This window comes from Thalassospiraceae bacterium LMO-JJ14 (genome assembly GCA_021555105.2).
Classification (GTDB): Bacteria; Pseudomonadota; Alphaproteobacteria; order Rhodospirillales; family Casp-alpha2; genus UBA4479.
In genome coordinates this window covers 2451391-2467934 of the sequence record CP134604.1, presented here as the reverse complement: position 1 = coordinate 2467934, position 16544 = coordinate 2451391, and the positions used below count along the sequence as shown (strand labels likewise).

The 16544-nt window shown below is 59.4% G+C and carries 14 protein-coding genes; 11 read left to right on the top strand and 3 right to left on the bottom strand.

The window, feature by feature from the left end:
- Window positions 1-31: 31 nt before the first annotated feature.
- Window positions 32-784 carry a triose-phosphate isomerase gene (gene tpiA, locus L2D14_11630; protein ID WNJ98519.1) on the bottom strand — a complete coding sequence of 251 codons (753 nt, stop codon included), beginning with the start codon at window positions 782-784 and terminating at the stop codon, window positions 32-34.
- A 185-nt stretch (window positions 785-969) separates the two neighbouring features.
- Between tpiA and L2D14_11625 the strand changes: the two genes are divergently transcribed.
- Complete coding sequence (locus L2D14_11625) at window positions 970-2880, top strand: SurA N-terminal domain-containing protein (GenBank protein ID WNJ98518.1); 1911 nt, start codon at window positions 970-972, stop codon at window positions 2878-2880.
- A 14-nt stretch (window positions 2881-2894) separates the two neighbouring features.
- Complete coding sequence (gene trpE, locus L2D14_11620; GenBank protein ID WNJ98517.1) at window positions 2895-4406, top strand: anthranilate synthase component I; 1512 nt, start codon at window positions 2895-2897, stop codon at window positions 4404-4406.
- Here the strand turns inward: trpE and L2D14_11615 are convergent.
- Window positions 4403-5590 (bottom strand): divergent polysaccharide deacetylase family protein, encoded by a 1188-nt coding sequence (locus L2D14_11615; GenBank protein ID WNJ98516.1) that lies wholly within the window; start codon window positions 5588-5590, stop codon window positions 4403-4405. The genes trpE and L2D14_11615 overlap by 4 nt on opposite strands.
- Before the next feature lie 289 nt (window positions 5591-5879).
- Here L2D14_11615 and L2D14_11610 point away from each other — a divergent pair, with 289 nt between their 5' ends.
- The 7 genes from L2D14_11610 to lexA all read left to right on the top strand — a co-directional run bounded on the left by L2D14_11610 (window position 5880) and on the right by lexA (window position 11454).
- Window positions 5880-6368 carry a response regulator gene (locus L2D14_11610; protein WNJ98515.1) on the top strand — a complete coding sequence of 163 codons (489 nt, stop codon included), beginning with the start codon at window positions 5880-5882 and terminating at the stop codon, window positions 6366-6368.
- A gap of 117 nt (window positions 6369-6485) precedes the next feature.
- Complete coding sequence (locus L2D14_11605) at window positions 6486-7073, top strand: aminodeoxychorismate/anthranilate synthase component II (GenBank protein ID WNJ98514.1); 588 nt, start codon at window positions 6486-6488, stop codon at window positions 7071-7073.
- The gene (gene trpD / locus L2D14_11600; GenBank protein ID WNJ98513.1) at window positions 7073-8089 is read left to right on the top strand and encodes an anthranilate phosphoribosyltransferase; all 1017 of its coding nucleotides are present in this window, start codon (window positions 7073-7075) and stop codon (window positions 8087-8089) included. The genes L2D14_11605 and trpD overlap by 1 nt, the downstream gene beginning before the upstream one ends.
- A gap of 19 nt (window positions 8090-8108) precedes the next feature.
- Window positions 8109-8912, top strand: coding sequence for an indole-3-glycerol phosphate synthase TrpC (gene trpC / locus L2D14_11595; GenBank protein WNJ98512.1), 804 nt, complete (start codon window positions 8109-8111; stop codon window positions 8910-8912).
- Window positions 8913-9389, top strand: a complete 477-nt coding sequence (gene moaC, locus L2D14_11590; protein WNJ98511.1) for a cyclic pyranopterin monophosphate synthase MoaC — start codon at window positions 8913-8915, stop codon at window positions 9387-9389. It begins immediately after the preceding gene.
- Entirely contained in the window at window positions 9390-10601 is a 1212-nt protein-coding gene (locus tag L2D14_11585; GenBank protein WNJ98510.1) for a molybdopterin molybdotransferase MoeA, read from the top strand.
- A gap of 145 nt (window positions 10602-10746) precedes the next feature.
- A complete protein-coding gene (gene lexA, locus L2D14_11580) occupies window positions 10747-11454 on the top strand; it encodes a transcriptional repressor LexA (protein WNJ98509.1) in 708 nt (235 codons plus the stop codon).
- Here the strand turns inward: lexA and L2D14_11575 are convergent.
- The gene (locus L2D14_11575; protein WNJ98508.1) at window positions 11448-13598 is read right to left on the bottom strand and encodes a ComEC/Rec2 family competence protein; all 2151 of its coding nucleotides are present in this window, start codon (window positions 13596-13598) and stop codon (window positions 11448-11450) included. The two genes, lexA and L2D14_11575, sit on opposite strands and share 7 nt — an antisense overlap.
- Before the next feature lie 126 nt (window positions 13599-13724).
- Between L2D14_11575 and gltX the strand changes: the two genes are divergently transcribed.
- The gene (gene gltX, locus L2D14_11570; protein WNJ98507.1) at window positions 13725-15137 is read left to right on the top strand and encodes a glutamate--tRNA ligase; all 1413 of its coding nucleotides are present in this window, start codon (window positions 13725-13727) and stop codon (window positions 15135-15137) included.
- Window positions 15138-15225: 88 nt separating this feature from the next.
- A complete protein-coding gene (gltA, locus tag L2D14_11565; GenBank protein ID WNJ98506.1) occupies window positions 15226-16524 on the top strand; it encodes a citrate synthase in 1299 nt (432 codons plus the stop codon).
- Window positions 16525-16544 lie beyond the last annotated feature (20 nt).

The window sequence follows — 16544 nt, the reverse complement described above, 5'->3', positions numbered from 1 at the left end:
AGCTTGCTTGTAGAGAGGGTCAGGCGTGTATTCAGCCCGCCGCGTCGGCAATCGCCGTGAAGTCTTCGGCTTTCAGGCTGGCGCCGCCGATCAGGCCACCGTCGACATCCGCCAACGCGAGCAGTTCGGCGGCGTTCGACGGCTTCATAGAGCCGCCGTAAAGCAGGCGCACACCGCCCGCCACCACCTCGCCGAAACGAGCGCTCAGGCTGGCGCGAATGGCGGCGTGGACTTCCTGCACTTCGTCATTCGTCGGCGTGCGGCCGGTGCCGATGGCCCAGACTGGCTCGTAGGCGACGACGAGGTTATCGGCGGTTGCACCATCGGGGATTGAAGCCGCAACCTGAGACCCGACGATATCGAGGGTCTTGCCGGCATCGCGCTCGGCTTCGGTTTCGCCGACACAGACGATGGCGCAAAGCCCCGCCCGGTGTGCGGCTGTGGCCTGGGCGCAGACATCGGCATCGGTTTCACCGTGATCGGCGCGGCGTTCGGAATGGCCGACGATGACGTAGCTGCAGCCGAGATCGGCCAGCATTTCCGCCGCCACGTCGCCGGTGTGCGCACCGGATGCATTGGCATGGCAGGTCTGCGCGCCGAGTTTGATGTCGCTTTCGGAAATCATCGCGCCGACCGGCCCCAGATAGGGAAACGGCGGACAGATCAGCATTTCAACGTTCGCGGCCCCCGGCCAGGCGTTCAGGCCGTCGGTCAGTGTTATCGCCATTTCGCTGCTGGCGTTCATTTTCCAGTTGCCGGCAATCAGGGTCGTGCGATCAGCCATATGTGGTTTCCTTCGATGTCTAAAATGCGAGAGCTAAATACCACGCCGGTGGGGAGGCTTCAATTCGCCAACGCGCTATTGCCGCCCCCTTCCCCGTTCCCTAATATGCCGCCGCAATGCAGGCGCCGCAGGGTCGGCCGCGTGGACGTCAGAAGTTAACGCTAAAGTACTGGGAATAGATAGGCATGCTCCAAGCAATCAGAAGCAAAACGGCATCGATCGTCGTCAAGGCAATGGCTGGTCTCCTGATCATCAGTTTTGCCGCCTGGGGTATTCAGGACATCATCGGCACCAGCGCGTCGGAACTGACCGTGGCCAGTGTCGGTGAGCGCGATATCGATCCGCAGGAATTCGATTACGAGCTGAGCCGCGAAACCCAGCGCCTGCGCCAGACTTTCGGCGGCAGCCTGACCGAGGAACAACTGGTCGGGCTCGGTATCGGCAATGCCGTGCTGCAACGGATGATCAACGACGCCGCGCTGGCTTCAAAGGCTGCGGACCTCGGCATTCTGGTGTCCGACGAGCAGGTCACGCAGGCGATCCACAATGATGCGACGTTCCACGGCTTCGACGGCAAGTTCAGCCGCACCCGCTTTAACGAAGTGATGCGCGCCAGCGGCTTCCCCGAACAGGTGTATATCGAACGCGTGCGCGCCGACATTGCGTTGCGCCAGCTCGTCGGTGCCGTCGACCATTCGCCGGCGTCGCCGAAAAAAATGACCGAGATGCTGCGCGCCTACCGTTTTGAGAAACGCACCGCAGACACGCTGATGATCATGGCTTCGGATCAGGCCGATCCGGGCATGCCGACGGATGAGCAGCTCAAGCAGGTCTATGACGATCAGTCGCAGCGTTTCACGGCGCCGGAATACCGCAAGATCACCTATGTGCATCTTGATCCGAAATTGCTGATGGACGATGTCGCGGCGACCCCGGAAGAACTGCAGGCGGCTTATGACGCCAACGCACAGAGCTATATCAAGCCGGAGCAGCGTACCGTTCAGCAGATGGTTCTGACCGACGAGGCCAAGGCCAATGAAGCCGCGCAAATGCTTCTGCAAGGCCAGGACTTCATGAAAGTGGCGACGGAAGTCGCGGAAATGGAACCGGCGGCGGTCAACCTCGGCTCGATCACTCGTGAAGGCCTGCTGCCCGATCTTGCCAAGGTCGCCTTCGATATCGATGAGGGGGCGTACGCCGGGCCGGTGAAATCGCCGCTCGGCTGGCACATCCTGAAGATCACGAAAATCGACAAGGGCTTTACGAAGAGCCTGGACGAAGTACGTGACGAACTGACGAAAATCGTCAAACACGAACATGCCATCGATGCGCTGTACGATCTGTCGACCCGCTTCGAGGACCAGATCGGCGGTGGCGCAACACTCGAGGAAGCTGGCGCCAGCGTCGGTTCGCCCGCCGTGACCATCGTTGCCGTCGACCGTGACGGCAAGGCGCCTGGCGGCGAAAAAGCGGCCGGTGTGCCGGAGGGGCTGGCCAGCCTGCTGCCGGTTGCATTCGCCGCCGAACAGGGGATCGAAAGCGAACTGACCGAAGCCGGCGACAAGGGCTTTTTCATGCTGCGCGTCGACGGCATCACCGCCCCTGCCCTCAGGCCGATGGCACAGGTGCGAGACGAAGTCGTCGATGCCTGGAAAAATATTGAACGGATCAAGAGCGCCGAAAAGCAGGCCAAGGAACTGGCGCAACTCGTCGATGGCGGCACGGCTTTCACGGCATTGGCGGGCGTTGTCCCGGCCTCGATCGAGACCGTGGGTCCGCTCGCCCGCACGGAACGCGACAAAGCGCCGGCGCCGGTGATAGCAGCGATGTTCAAGCTGCAGCCCAACAAGGCCGGGATCGCGCGTATCGGCAACGATTATGCGGTGGTTCACCTTCGTGACGTGATCGCACCGGCCAGTGGCGAAGGCATCATGAGCCTGAACGAAGTCGACGATCAGCTCGATCTGGACGTTGGTCGTGATCTTTCGGCACAGCTTATGGAAGCCATGCGGTCCGAGCTTGGCGTGACGGTCAATCAGCGCGTCTTCGACGCGGTTATCAAGCCGGGCCGTTTCGATCCGCGCCAACCGCTCTGAGCAGGGATCGGCTGATGAAAATTCTGCCTGATGCCGAAGGCTTCCGCCGAAAGTACGATAACGGTGAGACGCAGGTCATGTGGGCCGAGATCGTTGCCGATCTTGAAACGCCGGTTTCGGCGATGCTCAAGCTGGCCGCAGAGCGGCCGAACAGTTTTCTACTGGAATCCGTCGAAGGCGGTGCGACACGCGGCCGTTACTCGATCATCGGGTTCGATCCCGATCTGGTGTGGCGCTGTTTTCCGGGCGGGGCCGAGATCAACCGCACGGCGCTGAGCGCACCCGATGCCTTTGCGCCCTGCCCGGTCGCCGAAAAAGACGGTGCACTGGCGTCGCTGCGTGCGCTGGTCAATGAATGCCGTTTCGACGTCGAAGAGAACCTGCCGCCGATGGCATCGGGGCTTGTCGGCTATATGTCCTATGACATGGTGCGCCTTGCCGAACGCCTGCCCGACGACAATCCCGATACGATCGGTGTGCCCGACAGTATCTTCCTGCGCCCGACGGTGATGGCGATCTTCGACGCACTCAAGGATTCCGTGTTTGTCATTTCGCCGATATGGCCGGCGGACGGCGTCGATGCGGATACAGCCTATGCGGCCGGTAAAGCGCGCATCGCATCGACGGTGGAAAACCTTGCCCGCGAGGTATCCCTGCCGCGTGCCAGCAATGACGCCGAGATCGTGCCGCTAGAGCCGCAGTCCAACATGACGCGCGCGCAGTTTCACGATGCCGTCAGAACATGTGTCGATTACATCAATGCCGGTGACGCCTTTCAGGTTGTCCCGTCGCAACGATTCAGCGTCCCGTTCAAGCTGCCGCCGTTTGCATTTTACCGTTCGTTGCGGCGTCTCAATCCGTCACCGTATCTGTATTTCCTGAATTTCGGCGATTTTCAGGTCGTCGGGTCCAGCCCGGAAATACTGGTCCGTGTACGCGACGGACGGATTACGTTGCGCCCCCTTGCCGGGACGCGCAAACGCGGCGCGACCCCGGAAGAAGACAAGGCCCTGGCGGAAGATTTGCTGAGCGATCCCAAGGAACGGGCAGAGCATCTGATGCTGCTCGATCTCGGGCGGAACGACGTTGGGCGGGTGGCGAAAATCGGCACTGTGCAGCCGACGGAACAATTCACCATCGAATATTATTCGCATGTGATGCATATCTCGTCGAACGTCGAAGGTGATCTGGCCGAAGGCAAGGATGCGCTGGACGCCCTGTTCGCGGGCTTTCCTGCGGGGACGGTATCCGGGGCGCCGAAAATCCGCGCCATGGAAATCATCGACGAGGTCGAACCCGTCCGGCGCGGGGTTTATGCCGGCTGTATCGGCTATTTCGGTGCCAATGGCGACATGGATTCAGCGATTGCGCTCAGAACAGGCGTCATCAAGGACGGCATGCTCTATATCCAGGCCGGTGGCGGTGTTGTGGCCGACAGCGATCCCGAGTTCGAATATCAGGAATCGGTCAACAAGGCCCGTGCCCTGGTCCGCGCCGCCGAGGATGCGGTCAAGTTTTCAGGTTAATCCGCCTTTACCCGAACAACCGATGAAATCGGCACCAGTTGAAACCCCTTCTCCTTCAGGGTCGGCAGCCATGATTTGAGCGCTTCGATCGTGTTGTCGCGCGGATGGCCGATGGCAATGGCTAATCCGGTCTTGCGGGCGATCTGCTCGGTATGGCGAAGCTGCGTGCGAATCTCTTCCAGATCGTCTTCATGATCCAGAAACACGTTGCGGACGGCGAATGGAATGCCGCCGTCCCGTGCTGTCTCATGGGCGACCGATTGCCCGGAAGTGACGGAATCCAGGAACAGATAGCCCCGCTCCTTAAGCGCGGCGACGACGATTTTCATGCTGCCTGCATCTGAGGTAAAGCGGCTCCCCATGTGATTGTTGATGCCGACGTATCCGCTCATCTGTTCGAGGTTCCATGTGACGTTTTTTAAAAGTTCGTCCCTGGGCATGCCGCTAAGCAGCACGTTCGGCCCCGGATTTATCTTTGCCGAACCGGGTTCCATCGGAACATGCAGCATAAGCTCGTGACCGGCTTTGCGGGCCTGTGTGGCCTGGTTCTGTAGATCCTCGGCATAGGACATGAAAGAAAGCGTCAGCGGCCCTGGAAGTGCCACCATGCGCCGGGCACGGCGACGGTCCAGGCCTAGATCGTCGATCACAATGACGATTGCAGGCTTGCCGTTCCGCGTCACCGGCAATGCGTAGCGTTGCCATGCCGGGAGACTTTCGCCGCGGGCGCGTTGCAGTTCCGCGATATTCGCGGGTAAGGCCGCTTCCGGGCGCGTATCGGGGAGGCGCGCGGTTTCGACAGGCGGCGGCTGTTTGACTGCCGTATCATCCGTTACAGGTTGTTGAGAAGCTTCTGACGGCGGCGCGGAAATGCCTTTATCTGAAGGCTGCTCAGTCTCGTCCGGTTTTTTGGCAGTTTCTGGCTGGAGAGCGCTTTTGGTGCCGTTTCCGAGGTCGATTACGCCGTCCGGTTCCGGCAGCCCGATACGCTTTAGAATCCCGCCGCTTTCAATAATGATATCGCGAGGAAGAGATTCTTCGTATATACTATGCCCTGCGTCGGGGGGATGAGACGTTGCAGGCGGGTTTTCCGCAGGTATCGTTTTGGGGGCTGGCGCGACCTCTTTGCCGAGGTAGTAGCCGCCGAATAATCCACCTAACGCCATTACGATCAAAAGTGCCATGCGAATCGGGCTAAGTCCGATCCTTTTGGCAATTGATTGGCGCGGACGTGGCCAGCCCGAGAGCTTTCCGCGTCCAGATATAGGGTTTTCTGCGGGTTTTGGCGCCACGTCAGGATTTCCGTTGCTTGGGTGCGTAACGAAGATTGCCTAAAGCACCAGTGCCGTACGGTCAATTGTCTGATTTATCAGCTTTTGAAGTTAAGTATGTAGAAAATAGTGGTTTTGTCAGGTTCCGGTCAGGCACGATGCGTATACGAAACGTTAACAGCGCTCCAAAAGGGAAGAGTTAATGAAGTCGTACGACCTTAGCCAGCTTAATATCCTGGTTCTTGAGAAACATTTGCTTGTCCGCAAGCTGTTGACAGACGTGTTTGCCGAGTTTGGCGTCGCAACCGTTTTCTCGACCCCCGATCCCCGCGAAGCTTATAAATATTTCTGCAATAACGAACCGGATATCATTCTCTGTGACTGGACTCCGGATCTCGACGGCATGGCTTTCCTGCGTCAGATTCGCCAGGCTCTGGACACGCCGAATCCCTATGCGCCGATTGTGGTCGTGACCGCCAATACGGAACTTCGCCATGTCTGCTTTGCGCGCGACAATGGCATGACCGAATTCCTGGCCAAACCGATTTCCGCCAAGACCATCTATTCACGTCTTTGCAGCGTGATCGAAAACCCGCGGCCGTTTATCCGGGTCGGCGATTTCTTCGGTCCCGACCGCCGCCGCCGCCAGCTGAAGAATCATGGTCATGTGGAGCGCCGTCGCGCTATCTGATTCTCTGCCGGACAAGCCCTAAAGCTTTGAGTTGCCTTGCCCCTTTCGGGGCGAGTTGGCTTGACCGTGTCGGGTCTGGGATGCAATCTTCGGCTTCGTTTTAAGTGGGGCCACGCAATGTTTCTGCTGATCGACAACTACGACAGTTTTACTTACAACCTGCTGCATTATCTGGGCGAGCTGGGCGCAGAGGTCGTTGTGCGCCGGAACGACGAGATTACCGTCGAAGAAGCGATGTCGATGGGGGCCGAGGGCTTCGTCATTTCGCCCGGTCCGTGCGATCCGGACAAAGCCGGTATCTGCCTTGATCTGGTAGCGGCTGCTGCGGAACGCATTGTACCTGTATTCGGTGTCTGCCTGGGGTTTCAGGCGATTGGTCAGGCTTTCGGCGGCCACATCGTCCGCGCGCCCATGCCGATGCACGGCAAGATGTCCTCAATTACCCACGACGGCACCGGCGTATTCCGCGGCCTGCCCTCGCCGATCGAAGCTACGCGATATCATTCCCTGGCCATCGATCCAGAGACCCTGCCGAATTCATTGATTGCGATAGCTCACAGCGAGGATGGGGCGATACAGGGTATCCGCCACGCGGCCCTGCCGATCCATGGTGTGCAGTTTCACCCGGAAAGCATCGCCTCTGAGCACGGTCACGATATCCTCAGGAACTTCATCGACATGACGCGCGGTAAGGAGGCAGCCTGATGAGCGACGAGATGAAGCCGGTCCTGAACAAGGTCGCCGCCGGCGAAAGCCTGAGCGCCGATGAAGCCGAAGCCGCGTTCGCGATTATCATGTCCGGCGAAGCGACACCGGCGCAGATTGCCGGTTTTCTGATGGCGCTCCGCGTACGTGGTGAAACCGTCGATGAAATTACCGGCGCGGTCCGCACCATGCGCGCCAAGATGACGGGCATCGAAGCCCCCGAGGGGGCGATGGACGTCGTCGGCACCGGCGGCGATGCATCCGGTACCTTCAATATTTCCACAGGCGCGGCCTTCGTTGTCGCCGGCGCCGGGGTGCCTGTCGCCAAGCACGGTAACCGGGCGCTTTCGTCAAAGTCTGGCGCTGCCGATGTATTGTCGTCGCTGGGCGTCAATCTGGATGCGGAATTCCCGGTCATTGAAAAAGCCATAGCCGAAGCCGGGATCGGTTTCCTGATGGCGCCGCGCCACCATAGCGCGATGCGCTTCGTCGGCCCTGTCCGCGTCGAGATGGGGGTGCGGACGATCTTTAATATCCTCGGACCGATGTCGAACCCGGCTGGTGTGAAACGCCAGTTTACCGGTGTGTACTCGAAAGAATGGTTGCGGCCGATGACCGAGGCATTGGCCAACATGGGATGCGAGGCCGCTTGGGTCGTGCACGGAGCAGACGGTCTCGATGAATTGACGACAACCGGGACGAGCTATGTCTGCCAGTTGGCGAACGGTGAAATCACGGAATTCGAGGTGACGCCGGGTGATGCCGGGTTGCCGACGGCGACGGCTGATGAACTCAAGGGTGGCGATCCCGATGCGAATGCCGAGGCATTGCGTATGCTTTTGGCGGGCGCACCCGGTCCTTATCGCGATATTGTCGTGCTGAACGCGGCGGCGTCGCTGATCGTCGCCGGCAAGGCCGGTGATTTGAACGAAGGTGCTGCGCTTGCTGTGAAATCTATCGACGAAGGCGCGGCCCGCGCGGCACTGGACAAGCTTGTCGCGATCACCAATTCCTGACGTTTTATTTGGATAAACCATGAGCGACGTACTGGCGAAAATCTGTGCCGACAAACGCGAGCACGTTGCAGCGGCGAAAGCGGTGCGTGGGCTGAGCGAGGTCGAGGCGGATGCGCGGGCGCAGGCGGCAACGCGCGGGTTCGTGCAGGCGCTTCGGGCCAAGATGGATGCGGGCGGGTACGGACTGATTGCCGAATTAAAGAAAGCCTCGCCCTCAAAAGGCCTGATCCGTGCCGATTTCGATCCCCCTTCTCTCGCTACGGCGTATGAGACCGGGGGCGCTGCGTGTCTCAGCGTGCTGACGGACAAGCCGTATTTCCAAGGCGACGACAGCTATCTGCTGGCGGCGCGTGCCGCGGTTTCGCTGCCGGTGCTACGCAAGGACTTCATGGTCGATCCCTATCAGATCGCTGAATCGCGGGCGCTGGGGGCCGACTGTATTTTGCTGATCATGGCGGCGTTGTCCGATGATCAGGCCGCTGAACTCGAAGGCGCGGCCATGGATTACGGCATGGATGTGCTGGTCGAAGTTCATGATGCCAGGGAACTGGACCGGGCGTTGAAGCTGAAATCGCCGTTGCTCGGCATCAACAACCGCAATCTCAAGACCCTGGAAGTCGATATCGCGACGACGGAAGCACTTTCCGAACTGGTTCCCGACGACCGGATCATGGTCTGTGAAAGTGGATTGTTTAAACGCACCGATCTTGACCGCATGGCGCGTGTCGGCGCGCGTTGTTTCCTGATCGGCGAAAGCCTGATGCGCGAGCACGATGTCGCGACTGCGACCCGCGCCCTGCTCGACCCGGACATGGCGGCTTAGATGGCGGAATTCACGCATATCGATGGCGACGGAAACGCGGTTATGGTCGATGTTTCCGACAAGGCCGATACCGAACGCACGGCGAGCGCCAAAGGCAGCATCTATATGCAGTCCGAAACACTGGCCAAGATCATGCAGGGCGGCGTCAAGAAAGGCGACGTTCTGTCCGTGGCGCAGTTGGCGGGCATCATGGGGGCCAAGAAGACGCCCGAGCTTATCCCGCTCTGTCATCCGCTGGCGCTGACCTCGGTAAAGGTGAACCTGATCTGCGATCCCGAGCGCCATGCCGTCGATATCGAGGCAACCTGCAAGCTCAAGGGACAGACGGGCGTCGAAATGGAAGCGTTGAGCGCCGTATCGATTGCCGCGCTTACCGTCTATGACATGTGCAAGGCCGTTGACCGGAGCATGCGAATTTCCGATATCCGCCTGACCCATAAAGCAGGCGGCAAGTCCGGCACGTTCGAGGCCGAATAAATGCTGAGCATCGAAGAAGCGCTCGACAAGATCCGCGCCGGCATCAGCCCGCTCGGCACCGAGGAAATATTCATTACCGATGGTCTGGGGCGGGTTTTAGCCGAGGATGTGATCGCCACGGTCAGCCATCCGCCGCAGGCGGTTTCTGCCATGGACGGCTATGCCGTTCGCGCAGAGGATGCGGCCAGCGTGCCGGTGGCGCTGACGCAGATCGGCGAAGCCGCTGCCGGGCACACGTTCGAGGGCAAGATCGGTGCCGGCGAATGCGCGCGCATCTTTACCGGTGGTGGACTGCCCGAAGGCGCGGACAGCATTGTCATTCAGGAAGACACCGACACCGACGGTTCGGCCGTCATCGTCAAACAGGCCGCCGTGCTAGGTGAATGGGTGCGACCGGAAGGCCTGGATTTCGCTGCCGGTAAAGTGCTGCTGAGCGCTGGCCGCGTGCTGACGGCCCGAGATATCGGCCTTGCCGCCGCTGCCGGGGCGACGTGGATCCGCGTGCGCCGCAAACCGCGCATTGCGGTACTTTCGACCGGCGACGAGATCGTCATGCCGGGAGCCCCCAGACGTCCCGATCAAATCGTCAGTTCCAATTCCGTTGCGCTGGTTGCTTATGCCGAAGTGCTGGGCGCGGAAGGTGTTTCCATCGGCATTGCCGAGGATCGTCCCGACAGCCTGCGTGAACGGCTCAGGGATGCAGCGGGTTTCGATATTCTGGTGACATCGGGCGGTGCCAGTGTCGGCGACCACGATCTGGTACAGTCGGTGTTCGGCGATGAAGGGCTGGAGCTGGGTTTTTACAAGATCGCCATGCGCCCGGGAAAGCCGCTGATCTTTGGGCGTATCGGTGAAACATACCTGCTGGGTCTGCCCGGCAATCCGGTGTCGACCGGCGTGACGGCGGCGATCTTCCTGAAGGCTGCCGTCGAATGCATGCTCGGCATTGCAGCCGCCCCGCTCTATCAGGCGGCCCGCCTCGGCCGCGACCTCAAGGCCAACGGCAAACGACTCGATTTCATGCGCGCCAGCCTCGCGCCGAGCGATTGCGACCTGCCGACGGCGACCCCGTTCGAGCGTCAGGACAGTTCCATGATGGCGCTGTTCGCCGATGCCGATTGCCTGGTCATGCGTGAAATCGGCGCGCCTGAAGCCAAGGCCGGCGATATCGTGAAAATCGTGCCGCTCGGCTTTTCCCTGACGAAATTCTAGCCTAGAAGCTGTGAACGCGGCATTTACCCTGTTGACAGAAAAAGAGAACTTAAGTAGAACAATTGATAATTGTTTGTTGTTTGTTCTTCTTATGATCCCTGGATGATCTCTACATCTTGGGTGTCTGTATGTCAGGAATAGCTATATGCTCACGCGAAAACAGTACGAACTCCTCATGTTCATCGATGAATCATTGAAGAACCATGGTGTCTCGCCGTCCTTCGACGAGATGAAGGAAGCGCTCGGACTGAAATCGAAGTCGGGCATTCATCGTCTGATTACGGGGCTTGAGGAACGCGGTTTTATCCGCCGTCTGGCACATCGCGCCCGCGCCCTGGAAGTTCTGAAATTGCCGGAAAATGCGACACCTGCGAAATCCTCTGCACCGAAACAGGTTACGCCGACATTCAAACCGAAGGTTATCGAGGGCGAATTCAGCATGGTCGGCGCGCATGCCGCCGAGGCTGCCGATGCTGTCCAGTTGCCCTTGTATGGCCGGATTGCCGCAGGAACGCCGATCGAAGCCTTGCGCGACCCCGACAGATTCATCGATGTGCCGGCCGCCATGCTCTCGGGCGGTGATCACTATGCGCTCGAGGTCGATGGCGATTCCATGATCGAGGCAGGAATCCTCGATGGGGATACGGTGATCATCAAGGAAACGGAAACGGCTGAGAACGGCGCGATTGTTGTCGCGTTTATCGATGATGGCGAGGTGACGCTGAAGCGTTTGCGCCGCAAGGGCGCGTCGATTGCGCTGGAACCCGCCAATGCCGCTTACGAGACCCGCATCTTCGGCCCCGATCAGGTCAAGGTTCAGGGCGTTCTCAAGGCACTGTACCGGTATTACTGATTTCTGCGTATGCCGTCGTCCTGAGCATGGCTCAGGACCCATGGCCGCCTGCCCCGCTCGCCATTGACGGTTCTGATTTCGGGCCCCCGGTCCGTGAACTTGATGCTATGCGTGCCGTACCGCCACAGATCGAAGCGGTCGATAACGCCCCACGGTGGCCGGCACTTGCCGCGGACGGGGATGGTGGCAACCAGCATCCAGCTCCGCCGGCAGTCGTCCATGAGCGTTATTTCACTCATCGAAATAGCGATCGGCTTGTGGGCGACATCGAACACGCATCCATTGTCATCGCATCGGAGCCGCCCCTGGGTGTGCTCTGCACTTCTGAGCCAGGGATGCGGCGTTTCGCTGTGTCCTGATCTTTGCTGCCAGTCTTCGGATTCGAATCGAGCTTTACGGCCGGAAGATGTCAGAAACGCCCCCTGTTCATGCAACACGGCAATCAGCCGGCCCTGGCCATCGATGATGATATCGGGTTGAGCAGAGAAAACCGAACCGCAGAAACCGATCATCAAAAGCGGCAGTGCGTACAACCGCCATCGCCCGGTCCATAGACACATCCACAGCCCGGACAGGACCATGATACAGAGACTCCAAAGCGGCGGTGCCGCGAGATCGACGGTTGCCCCCGGTAGCGACGCCAGATACCGGGCGCTTGAAAGGATCAGATCGATGCCTGTGCACATCATTTGCAGCGGCACGGTTTCAAGCCCGAACGGCATGGCCCAGAGCGTGACGATGCCCAAGGGCATCACCCAGAGTGCCGCCAGCGGGACGGCCACAGCATTGGCAACAAGGCCAAAGGCGGCGGCGTGTTGAAAATGATATACGGCAAATGGTGCCGTCGCCGTGCTTGCAACGACGGTGGTCAGAGTCACACCCATCAGATAACGCCCCAGATTGCGCCCTGCCCGTTCTACAGGGCCGCCCGCGCCATTGGCTGCGGCTTTCCTGCGGTGCTTGCCGAGGGCTGAATAAATCGCGATCAATGCCGTAACCGCGGCAAAGGACATCTGAAACCCCGGGCCGGTCAGGCTTTCGGGACGAAACAGCAAGATCACCGCTGCCGCCCAGCAAACGTTCCGCATGCTCAACGCCCGGCGATCCATCAGAACACCGGCCAGCATCAGCCCGGTCATCAGAAAGGCGCGCTCCGTCGGCACGGTGAACCCGGCCAGCACCGCATAGGCAAAGGCCGCCGGGATCGCCATGAGCGCGGCGGTCTTCTTGGTGTTGAGGCGAAGCGCGATAAAGGGGATTGCAGCACATAGCAACCGGACCCCGGCGAAAACGATACCGGCGACAAGGCCGATATGCAGGCCGGAAATCGCCAGCAGATGCGCAATGCCTGCGTCACGCATGACCTGCAGGACATCCGCGCCGATATAGCTGCGATGCCCTGTGAGGAGTGCTGCTGCCACGGCGCCATTTTCATCCGGTGCAAGTTCATGGACGCGTGTCGAGATCGTAAGCCTCAGCGTTTCGATTTCCCGCTGCACGGAAAGCATGCCCCAGGGTGGTGCGCGTGCTGCATCCCCGGTTTTCCGTATATCACCAAGCACGAAGCCGTATGCCCCGATACCCATAAACCAGGCGCGGCGCTGGAAATCGAAGGCGCCGGGCATGGTCGGCGGCGGTGGTGGGCGAAGTACGGCGCGCAGCGATACCCGGTCGCCAGGTAACAGATCGGTACTGTTTTCACGGTCGCCTTTAAAGCTCAGGCGAATTTTTTCGGGTATCGGCATTCGGATTTTCCGGGTGAACGCCGGGTTGGACACGATGATTCTGCCGCCCCTGCCGGAAAGCTCAATCCGCTCAATCGTTCCGGACAATCCGAGCGGCTTTGTTCGCTTCGAAATGACCGGTGCCCGCACGCTTTCCGTGCGCCATTGCGCCGACGCAAAACCAAGGGCAAACGCCGTCAGGGCTATTGCGGCAACCCTGAAGCGATCGGTTTTCACGTTCACCGTTACCAGCGTGCCGAATGCCGCTGCGAACGTCCCCAGCACGAGTGGCGGCTCTGAGGGTAAGGCGAAATAAGCGGCAATCCCGGCGCCCAGGAAAACCGGCAACCAAAGCGCCCATTGAGGCCGTTCGGCCAGCCATGCATTTTTAATCTGTGCGAACGCCTGTTTGATCCCCATGTTTCCATTAATGGGAGGATTTAAGCGATAAATTGTGTCTGCGCGCGTTTATGCTGCACACGCGAGATATTTGTGATAGATACACTCCGCGCCTCGTTTCCTTGGTGCAATTTTCAAGGAGATTACATGCCCGTCGTTACCCGATTCGCCCCCTCGCCGACTGGATTTCTGCATATCGGCGGCGCCCGTACAGCGCTCTTCAACTGGCTGTTTGCAAAGCACCATGAACAATATGGTGATGGTGGTACGTTTCTGCTCAGGGTCGAAGATACGGACCGGGCGCGTTCGACGGATGAAGCGGTCGCGGCAATCTTCGACGGTCTGAGCTGGCTGGGCCTGGATTGGGATGGGGACGCCATTTCCCAGTTTGAACGCCGCGAGCGCCACCAGGAGGTGGTTCAGCAGTTGCTCGACAAGGGGATGGCCTACAAGTGCTACTGCAGCCCTGAAGAACTGACGGCAATGCGCGACAAGGCCCGTGCCGAGGGGCAAAAGCGCATGTACGACGGCACCTGGCGCGACCGGGACCCCGGTGATGCGCCACACGGCATAGACCCGGTGATCCGCCTGCGTGCGCCGATCGAGGGTGCCACGGTGATCGAGGATCTGGTCCAGGGCCGCGTTGAAGTCGCCAACGAACAGCTTGATGACATGGTACTGCTGCGTGCTGACGGGACGCCGACCTATATGCTGGCTGTCGTCGTCGACGATCATGACATGGGGATCACGCACGTCATTCGCGGCGACGATCACCTGGTCAATGCCTTCCGCCAGGTACAGCTGTTCAAGGCAATGGAATGGGACCTGCCGGAATTTGCGCATATCCCGCTGATACACGGACCGGATGGCGCCAAACTGTCGAAACGCCACGGTGCGCTTGGTGTCGATGCATACCGCGACATGGGGTATCTGCCCGAAGCGCTCAGAAATTATCTGATGCGTCTGTCATGGTCGCATGGCGACGAAGAGATTATCTCTACCGAGCAGGCAATCGAATGGTTCGGGCTGGATGCCGTCGGTCGTGGCGCTGCACGGTTTGACTTCCAGAAGCTGGAATCCCTCAACGGCCATTATATCCGCCATACGGATAACGACCGGTTGACGGATCTGGTGATGGCGCGCCTCAACGAGGTGCTTGATGGAAAGCTTGCCGAAGGGGCTGCCGCTCGGGTAAAAATGGGTATGGATGGGTTGAAGGAACGTGCTAAGAACTTGATTGAACTTTCTGAAAGTGCAGTGTTTTATGCAATTTCACGCCCTCTCCAACCAGACGAAAAAGCCTCGCAAATCCTGACCGACGAGGCTAAGCAGACACTAACCGCATTTCGTGCCGGTGTGGCTGATATCGACGAATGGACGGAAGAAAACGTCCAAGCAGCCGCCAAGGCATATGCCGATGAACACGAAATGAAGCTCGGCAAAGTGGCGCAGCCGCTTCGTGCGGCGCTGACGGGGACCACGGTGTCCCCCGGAATATTCGAGGTCATGGCCGTTCTCGGCCGTGAAGAAACCCTCGCCCGGCTGGATGACGTGAACTGACACGCACCGGCGACAACAAAACGCGCTCAAACAAAGAGCGCGACTGCGGACCGGATCGCCGGCCGCACGCAACAGAGGAGAGACCTGAATGAGTAACGAAAAAAGTTTTACCCTCACCGATAACCAGAGTGGCGATAGCTGGGAATTGCCGGTGATGCACGGTTCACTCGGTCCTGACGTGATCGATGTGCGCAAATTGTATGCTCAGACCGGCTGCTTCACCTACGATCCGGGGTTCACCTCGACAGGTAGCTGTGAATCCAAGATCACCTTTATCGACGGTGACGAAGGTGTTTTGCTGTATCGCGGTTATCCGATCGAACAGCTCGCCGAACATTCCGACTTTATGGAAGTCTGCTATCTGCTCTTGTACGGAAACCTGCCGACGGAATCAGATAAGACCAAGTTCGAGCATGACATCACCTACCATACGATGGTGCATGAACAGATGCAGACCTTCCTGCGCGGGTTCCGCCGCGATGCACACCCGATGGCGGTGATGTGCGGTATGGTTGGCGCTTTGTCGGCGTTCTATCACGACTCACTGGATATCAGCGATCCGAAGCACCGTATGATTTCTTCGTACCGCATGATCGCCAAGATGCCGACCATTGCGGCACTGGCATACAAGTACAACCTCGGCCAGCCCTACACGTATCCGAAAAACAAGCTGCGGTATGCCGAGAACTTCCTGCACATGCTGTTCTCCACCCCGTGCGAGGAATATGAGATCGATCCGGTCCTGGCGCGAGCCATGGACGTTATCCTGATCCTGCATGCCGACCATGAACAGAACGCTTCGACATCGACGGTCCGCCTCGCCGGTTCGTCGGGCGCCAATCCGTTCGCCTGCATCTCGGCGGGCATTGCGTCGCTTTGGGGGCCCGCACATGGCGGGGCCAACGAGGCGGTGCTCAACATGCTGGAAGAAATCGGCGACAAGTCGAACGTCAGCGCGTTCGTCGAAAAAGCCAAGGACAAGGAAGATTCGTTCCGTCTCATGGGCTTCGGTCACCGTGTCTACAAGAACTTCGATCCGCGTTCGCGTGTCATGCGCACCCAGTGCCACAAGGTACTTGATGCACTCGGCGTGCATGACGAGCCGCTGCTCGAAATCGCCCTTGAGCTCGAGAAAATCGCGCTTGAGGACGAATACTTCATCGAGAAGAAGCTGTATCCGAACGTCGATTTCTATTCGGGTATCATCTTCAAAGCGATGGGGATTCCTACGACCATGTTCACGGCGCTGTTCGCCGTGGCGCGTACTGTCGGCTGGATTGCCCAGTGGAACGAGATGATCGAGGATCCGAGCCAGAAAATCGGACGTCCCCGCCAGCTCTTCACCGGTGCCGAAAAGCGCGATTACCTCGAAATCGCCAAGCGCTAACGCAAATACAGGTCACTCTT